Genomic DNA, 7,172 nt, shown 5'->3' on the forward strand with positions numbered 1-7,172 from the left:
GCTGCTCATCCGCAAAGTTTAATCAGACTTTGCACAAAGCCAGTGACCATACGTAAAGACAGACGGAATAAGGATTTAATCATTAAGCAGCATTGGATGGCTGCGTCGGAGTAGGTTTGATTTCGCCCTTGTTTACCGATGGACGGAGCATACCATTGCGTAGCAGGATCAAACCAAATGGCAATATTTCCGCGACTCATGAGTGCTCGGTTATATGCGGGCCAATTGGTTGTGCGGTAGATTTTGTGTGTAGGCTTCTTCATTTGAAAATTATATCGCTGAAAAACCCTTTACAGATAGGTTTGTGCAACAAAGCCCTCACTAAATACTTTATTTATTAGCCAGTTAAATATCTAATATTTAATTAAATAATTACTTATTCAAGTTAAATCATTCTACCTTTGAGTTTATTAAAATAGACCCAATAAACACGCTCCCATTCCTTCAAAAAAACTCCACTTGAGAAGAATTATCAGTTATTATTTGGGCAAGAATTATTCCTGTGAATTGACCATGAATGCTCATACCGTAACGTTGGCTAATGTCTTAACCATTCAAAAGCTTAGCAAAAAATTCGGTGAGCGTTTTGCTGTAAATCAAGCATCATGGTCTGCTCAAAGTGGTCAGATTATTTGCCTGCTGGGACATTCTGGTTGTGGCAAGACAACCATGCTACGTCTAATCGCAGGTCTAGAGACTCCTACTGAGGGTTCTATTCAGCTAGAAAGAAAAGTTCTATGGGACCCATATCAACAAGTTCAAGCTGAAGAACGCAATATCGGTTTTGTATTTCAAGACTATGCTCTCTTTCCACATTTGAGCGTGTTGGAAAATGTGATGTTTGGATTGAAAAAAATCCCGAAGCACGAGCGTCAATCTATTGCTGAAAATGCGTTAAAGCATGTCTCTATGTCGCATCATATTCATAGCTATCCACATACTTTATCTGGTGGTGAGCAACAGCGTGTTGCTTTAGCTCGTGCACTCGCACCTAAACCTCATGTCTTGCTTATGGATGAACCATTTTCGAATTTGGATCATCGTTTACGTGATCAAATTCGACAAAGTACTATTGAAATTTTAAAACAGACTTCAACCACCACTATCATTGTGACTCATGATCCTGAAGAAGCACTTCAAATTGCTGATCAGATTATTTTGATGCATCAAGGTAAAATCATTCAAAGTGGTACGCCCAAGCAGCTTTACTTCCAACCGAAAACACTTTTTGCGGCACGTTATTTTTCCGATTTGAATGAAATAAAAACTCAAATACAAGATCAACAATTGCATACGATTTTTGGAAATATTGCGATTCCAAAACATTTGACGAGTAATAACGAGATTCGTTGCTATTTTAGACCCCATCAATTACGTGTTAATCGGATAAAAACTGAAAATAGTCTAGCTGCTAAAATTATTTCGTCGAACTTCTTAGGCTATTCACAACTACTTAAATTAAAAATCGAGGCAGAAGATAAAGTGTTAATTGCTTATGTTGAATATTCTCAACATTACGACCAAGCAGACACCGTCTACCTATCGTTAGATTTATCTCAGTGTTTCTTTTATGAAGCCAATGATTCAATCGAAACCCATCAATCATCCACTTAACTAGTATTTATTATTCAAGTTTCTTCTTTAGGGATCAAAAATGAACCAACGAATAAAACTTCATGCGCTTTCAGTTAGTCTTGTCGCACTCAGCAGTGGTTTGGTAAATGCCGCTGAGGTCAATCTCTATACCACTCGCGAACCTGTGTTAATTCAACCACTCTTAGAAGAGTTCAATCAAAAAACAGGTATTAAAGTAAACACTGTTTTTATCAAAGATGGAATGCTGGAACGTGTTAAAACTGAAGGTCGCCGCTCACCTGCAGACGTCATGCTGACCGTTGATTTCGGTAATTTGGTTGATTTGGTTGAAAATGGTTTAACTCAACGAGTGAACTCTAAAGTTTTAAATACCGCGATTCCAGGTAACTTACGTGCAGCCAATGGTCATTGGTATGCGCTATCTATGCGTGCTCGTGCAGTATATGTTTCTAAAGAACGTACACCACTAAAAGCCATCAGTTATGAAGATCTCGCAAATCCAAAATGGAAAGGCAAGATTTGTATCCGCTCTGGTAGCCATCCTTATAACACATGGCTAATTGCATCCTATATTGCTCATCACGGCGAAAAAGCAACTGAGCAATGGTTACGTGGTATCAAAGCAAATTTAGCTCGCCCAGCGAGTGGTGGTGATCGTGATGTTGCACGTGATATTCTCGGTAAAATTTGTGATATCGGTGTTGCAAATACCTACTACGTAGGAACAATGCGTAATGGTGATGCTGAGCAACAACGTTGGGGCAATGCAATTAATGTTGTATTACCTCGCTTTAAAAATGGTGGAACGCATATCAATGTATCAGGTGCAGCTGTAGCAAAATATGCACCAAACCGTAAAGAAGCAGTTCAATTATTGGAATTCTTATCTTCAGATCATGCACAAGCAATCTATGCACAAAGTGGTTATGAGTATCCAGTAAAATCTGGTGTGAAGATTGATCCAATTATCGCAAGTTTCGGAAAGTTAAATATTGATAACGTCCGTCTGAGTGAAATTGCAAAATATCGTAAAGCAGCAAATCTGTTAGTCGATAAAGTTCAATTTAATCACTAAGTGATTTTATGGGCAGGTCATCCATTTTGTTTTGACCTGTCCAATCAAACTTCTTAAACCTGCTCCTCAATAGTTTCTTAATCTCTAATGACCAAAAATAAGCATCACTTTAATTTATTTACATCGCTCAGTGGGGTATTGACCTTACTTGCTTGCTTGCCTGTTATTGCATTGGTTTTAACAGCAATTCAGGGTAATAGTGATATTTTTGGGCATCTGATTCAGTATGTTCTGCCCCCTACTTTGGTTGATACCAGTATTTTATTATTTGGTGTTGGTCTACTCACGATTTTAATCGGGACTGGTAGCGCATGGTTAGTAACCGCATATCAGTTTAGAGGTCGAGCTTTTTTAGATTGGGCTCTACTGCTTCCCCTTGCAATACCAACATATATCATCGCTTATAGCTATATCGATATTTTGCATCCTATCGGCCCAGTACAAAGCTTTCTAGCAGCTAACTTTGGTTGGGAATCTCAACCTGCTTGGTTTCCGAATATTCGCTCTGTTTGGGGCTGTATTTTTCTATTAAGTTTTGTCTTATATCCCTATGTCTATTTAAGCACACGTGCAATGTTTCTCATGCAATCAGCTAGCTTGATTGAAGTTGCACGCAGTTTAGGACTCAACCCGAACCAAGTTTTTTTTCGAGTAGCGATTCCTTTAGCTCGTCCAGCAATCGCTGTGGGGGCTAGTTTAGCTTTGATGGAAACCATCAATGACATCGGTGCAACCGAGTTTTTAGGCGTCAAAACCCTAACTTTGTCGATCTATTCAACATGGACAAATCAATCCGATCTCGCTAGTGCTGCACAAATCGCGATTTTCATGTTGATCATTATTACTTTATTGGTTGTTATTGAAAGACTGGGTAGACGCAAACAACGCTATATGAACTCTGCTCAACGTAGTCGATTGATGCCAGCACAACAACTCAGTGGCACAAAAGCTGGTTTATGTTTAATACTTGGATTGATTACTATCAGCATTGGTTTCCTCATTCCGTTCATCCATTTATTGGTGGAATCTTATAAGCGTTTCAAGTATGCAGGTTTTTCAGACTATTTATTACAAGCATCAATCAACACTTTATTTTTAGCTACAGTTGCTACTGTGATCACAATTGCAATTGGATTCTTTATTGTCAGTGCAGCACGCTTTAGCCAAATTACATGGTTTAGCCGAATTGCCAGTTTAGGTTATGCAATACCTGGAACTGTGTTGGCCATTGGTCTTATGTTATCACTTGGAAAAATTGATCATGCGGTAGCTGATTTTCTTGAATTTAAATTAGGAATTCACACAGGCTTGCTCTTTTTAGGAACAACTTTTACCCTCATTTATGCATACAGTGTACGCTTTCTTGCAATCGCAATTGGTGGAATAGAGTCTGGATATAATCGTATCCATGGCGTATTTGATGATGCAGCTCAAAATTTAGGCCGAAATCAATTTTTAATATTAAAAGAAGTTCATCTTCCACTACTCCGCCCTGCAATCATCTCTGCGGCATTGCTTATTTTTGTGGATTGCATGAAAGAATTGCCTGCCACCTTGTTACTTCGACCTTTGAATATGGAAACCCTCGCAACTCAGTTATATGCTGAAGCCTCAAGAGGAACATATGAAGATGGAGCAATTGCAGCATTATTAATTATTTTAGTGGGTTTGATCCCTGTCATTCTGCTTGCTCGTATGAGTAAAGTTTTAAACAAATAAATAAGATTTTAGCGATATAGCGAATTCTGCTATATAGTCCACAAATAAGAAAGGGTTGTATTTAATCAATACAACCCATTTTTCTATGTCTACCGAATCATCGATTAGAAACGATAACGAACACCGGCTTCAAATGAACGCTCAGGACCAACATAAATCCCTTGACGTAAACTCGCGATATAACGTTTGTCCTCTAAGTTTTTAACTGCGCCATAAAACTCAACTTGATCATTCAAGGTATAGCGAGTTGTTAAATCGACAGTCGTGTAAGCATCGATTTTTCCAGTAAAGAATCCTGAAGTATTCTCAACAATCGGTTTGGTATTTAATTCATCAGTAAACTGAGAACCTGTATAGTTTGCACTCAACTGACTACGCAAACCTGCATAGGTATAACCTACCCCAAGATTTGCCACCCATTCAGGTGTATATGGTACACGGTCACCATCTTTTGATTTTAGTGAACCATTTTTGTTGTAACGATCGCCTTTGAACTCAGCATTTGCAATCCATGTAAGATTAGCAAACACATCGAAACCATTCTCAAACTCTAAACTTACAGCACCTTCAAGCCCTTGGTTGTATGTTTTACCACCATTGGTCGATTGGAAATCTGAGTTACTGTTAGCTGGAATAATTTGATTGTCAAAGTCCATACGGAAAGCAGTTAACTCGTAACGAACTGCATCTTGCTGACCTCTTAAACCCAACTCCCAACTTACCGCAGTTTCTGCATCTAGTTTTTGATCTTTCATTCCACTGAGTGAGTCACCATTTAGTGCTGGTGAGAATGCCTTGTAGACACTAGCGTAAAGCTGAACAGCTGGAATGAATTGGTAGGTAACACCTAATCCGGGCATTACTTCGGTATTTGAAGTTTTAACTGTTTCATTCTTTTGTTTATCATCACGTTGCTGTTCATAGCGTTCAACACGGACACCAGGCGTTACGGATAATTGATCTGAAATATCGAAACGGTTTTGAGCATACAAAGCAACACTCTTCGCAGAATCTTTAGTATCTTTTGCTGTTGTACCTGTGCGTGGTGTAGCTCGAGTTGCATTAATCGTAACGTCATCCATTTTCTCATTCATCACGCGCAAGCCAATCTCAGCTTCACCAGGAATATTAAAAATAGTATTTTTTGCAATCAGACGAGTTTCCGCTCCAATACGTTCAAAAGCACGATTAAAGCCACTTACATTATCAGTATAAATCCAACGACCTGCAGCTTGTGAAGCTGTAGCATTCACGCCATAGCGCCAATAATCACGATTCATTTCACTCCAATACAGCAATGTTTGAAGTTCAGTATCTGCATTAATATCCCAACGATGATTGATATCAAAAGAATTACGCTCTGTTAACAACCAGTCATCAGGAGCAGGATTATTCTGTTTCTTGGCTTGATACTCACCCAAGAACTGACCACGATATGAAATATTGGCATCATTTTCATAATGAGTAAATTTAACGCCAACCCATTGATTATCACCGATAGCTGTACCTGCTTTGATAACGGCATCTTTCATTTCATAGCTTTTATCCATGAAACCGTCACTTTTCGCCCAGCTTAAAATCGCTCCGACATTGCTATCTTTCGTTGGAGAACTGCCACCTAATTCAACAGTTGTCTTATAGGTATCCCAAGATCCAATTGATAGATCAACAAGAGCACCATCTTTAGGTTGTTTAGTACGATAATTTACTACACCACCAATATTCATAGGTCCATAACGCAACGCAGAAGATCCCTTAAGAACTTCAATGCTATCCATACGTTGAATACGTGGATTGTAATAACGACCATTTCCAACAAATAAACCCGGCGCAACAGGCACACCATCTTCTAGAATAAGTGTTTTGTAATCAGCCGAACTAATTCCTCGCATACCAATGTTGCCAACAATTGCTGACTCCTCTTCAGGTTTAACATACACACCTGATACGCGTTTTAAAATTTCTTCTGTAGAGTTTGGAGTGAATTGTTGAATTTGCTCTTGGCTTACAATTACCGCTGCACCTGGAATTTTTGAAATTGAATCCTCTTGTGAGCCAATCACTTGAATCGTAGGTAATACAACAATTTGTTGAGTTTGTTCAGTAGCAGCATAAAGCATTGGTGCAAAACCACAGAACAGCAGACCACTCATACCAATTTGATTTTTAACAAATAAATACTTTTTCATGTGACCCCTATAATCAATCACCAGATTGAAATTCAGATTAAACTTAAAATAACCTTAAAAAACCTCGTAATTATAATGCAAATGAAAACAATTATCAATTCAATCACCCTAAATGAGAATTATCTTGGTGATTGATATTTTCTATTCAAAATAAAATGATAGGCTATTGCCTATTTTTCTTTAATGAGTACGTAATCAATCTCCTAGAAATATTTCTAGGAGATTGATTAAAGCTTAAAAGACTTTCTTTATTTCACTAAACTGTCCTTCTACAAGGGCTTTGTTGCACAAACCTATCTGTAAAGGGTTTTTCAGCGATATAATTTTCAAATGAAGAAGCCTACACACAAAATCTACCGCACAACCAATTGGCCCGCATATAACCGAGCACTTATGAGTCGCGGAAATATTGCCATTTAGTTTGATCCTGCTACGCAATGGTATGCGCCATCAAAAGGCAAACAAGGGCGAAATCAAACCTACTCCGACGCAGCCATCCAATGCTGCTTAATGATTAAATCCTTATTTCGTCTGTCTTTACGTATGGTTACTGGCTTTGTGCAAAGTCTGATTAAACTTTGCGGATGAGCAGC

The 7,172-nt window shown here is 38.5% G+C and carries 4 protein-coding genes and 2 pseudogenes; 4 read left to right on the top strand and 2 right to left on the bottom strand.

The window, feature by feature from the left end; genetic code table 11:
• Positions 1–8: 8 nt before the first annotated feature.
• Positions 9–263, bottom strand: a pseudogene (locus tag BKE30_RS15535) (transposase); the annotation flags it as partial.
• Between the two features lie 250 nt (positions 264–513).
• Here BKE30_RS15535 and BKE30_RS15540 point away from each other — a divergent pair.
• The 3 genes from BKE30_RS15540 to BKE30_RS15550 all read left to right on the top strand — a co-directional run bounded on the left by BKE30_RS15540 (position 514) and on the right by BKE30_RS15550 (position 4,390).
• Positions 514–1,614: an ABC transporter ATP-binding protein gene (locus BKE30_RS15540; protein ID WP_076879460.1), complete on the top strand. Its 1,101-nt coding sequence runs from the start codon at positions 514–516 to the stop codon at positions 1,612–1,614.
• 40 nt (positions 1,615–1,654) lie between these two features.
• Positions 1,655–2,671, top strand: a complete 1,017-nt coding sequence (locus tag BKE30_RS15545; protein WP_076879461.1) for an extracellular solute-binding protein — start codon at positions 1,655–1,657, stop codon at positions 2,669–2,671.
• Positions 2,672–2,758: 87 nt separating this feature from the next.
• On the top strand, positions 2,759–4,390 hold the full coding sequence (locus tag BKE30_RS15550; RefSeq protein ID WP_076879462.1) for an ABC transporter permease: 1,632 nt from the start codon (positions 2,759–2,761) through the stop codon (positions 4,388–4,390).
• 104 nt (positions 4,391–4,494) lie between these two features.
• Here the strand turns inward: BKE30_RS15550 and BKE30_RS15555 are convergent, their stop codons facing one another.
• Entirely contained in the window at positions 4,495–6,579 is a 2,085-nt protein-coding gene (locus tag BKE30_RS15555; protein WP_076879463.1) for a TonB-dependent receptor family protein, read from the bottom strand.
• A 330-nt stretch (positions 6,580–6,909) separates the two neighbouring features.
• On the opposite strand from BKE30_RS15555, the pseudogene BKE30_RS15560 reads away from it, so the two are divergent.
• Positions 6,910–7,164, top strand: a pseudogene (locus tag BKE30_RS15560) (transposase); the annotation flags it as partial.
• Between the last annotated feature and the right edge of the window lie 8 nt (positions 7,165–7,172).

Origin of the sequence: Alkanindiges hydrocarboniclasticus, from assembly GCF_001982605.1 — a bacterium.
In the GTDB taxonomy this organism is placed as follows: Bacteria; Pseudomonadota; Gammaproteobacteria; order Pseudomonadales; family Moraxellaceae; genus Alkanindiges; species Alkanindiges hydrocarboniclasticus.

What these genes read in the sequence shown, in the direction of transcription:
- BKE30_RS15545 (WP_076879461.1), top strand. Translation starts at nt 1,655, where the DNA reads ATGAACCAACGAATAAAACTTCATGCGCTTTCAGTTAGTCTTGTCGCA.
- BKE30_RS15550 (WP_076879462.1), top strand. Translation starts at nt 2,759, where the DNA reads ATGACCAAAAATAAGCATCACTTTAATTTATTTACATCGCTCAGTGGG.
- BKE30_RS15555 (WP_076879463.1), bottom strand. Translation starts at nt 6,579, where the DNA reads ATGAAAAAGTATTTATTTGTTAAAAATCAAATTGGTATGAGTGGTCTG.
- BKE30_RS15540 (WP_076879460.1), top strand. Translation starts at nt 514, where the DNA reads ATGAATGCTCATACCGTAACGTTGGCTAATGTCTTAACCATTCAAAAG.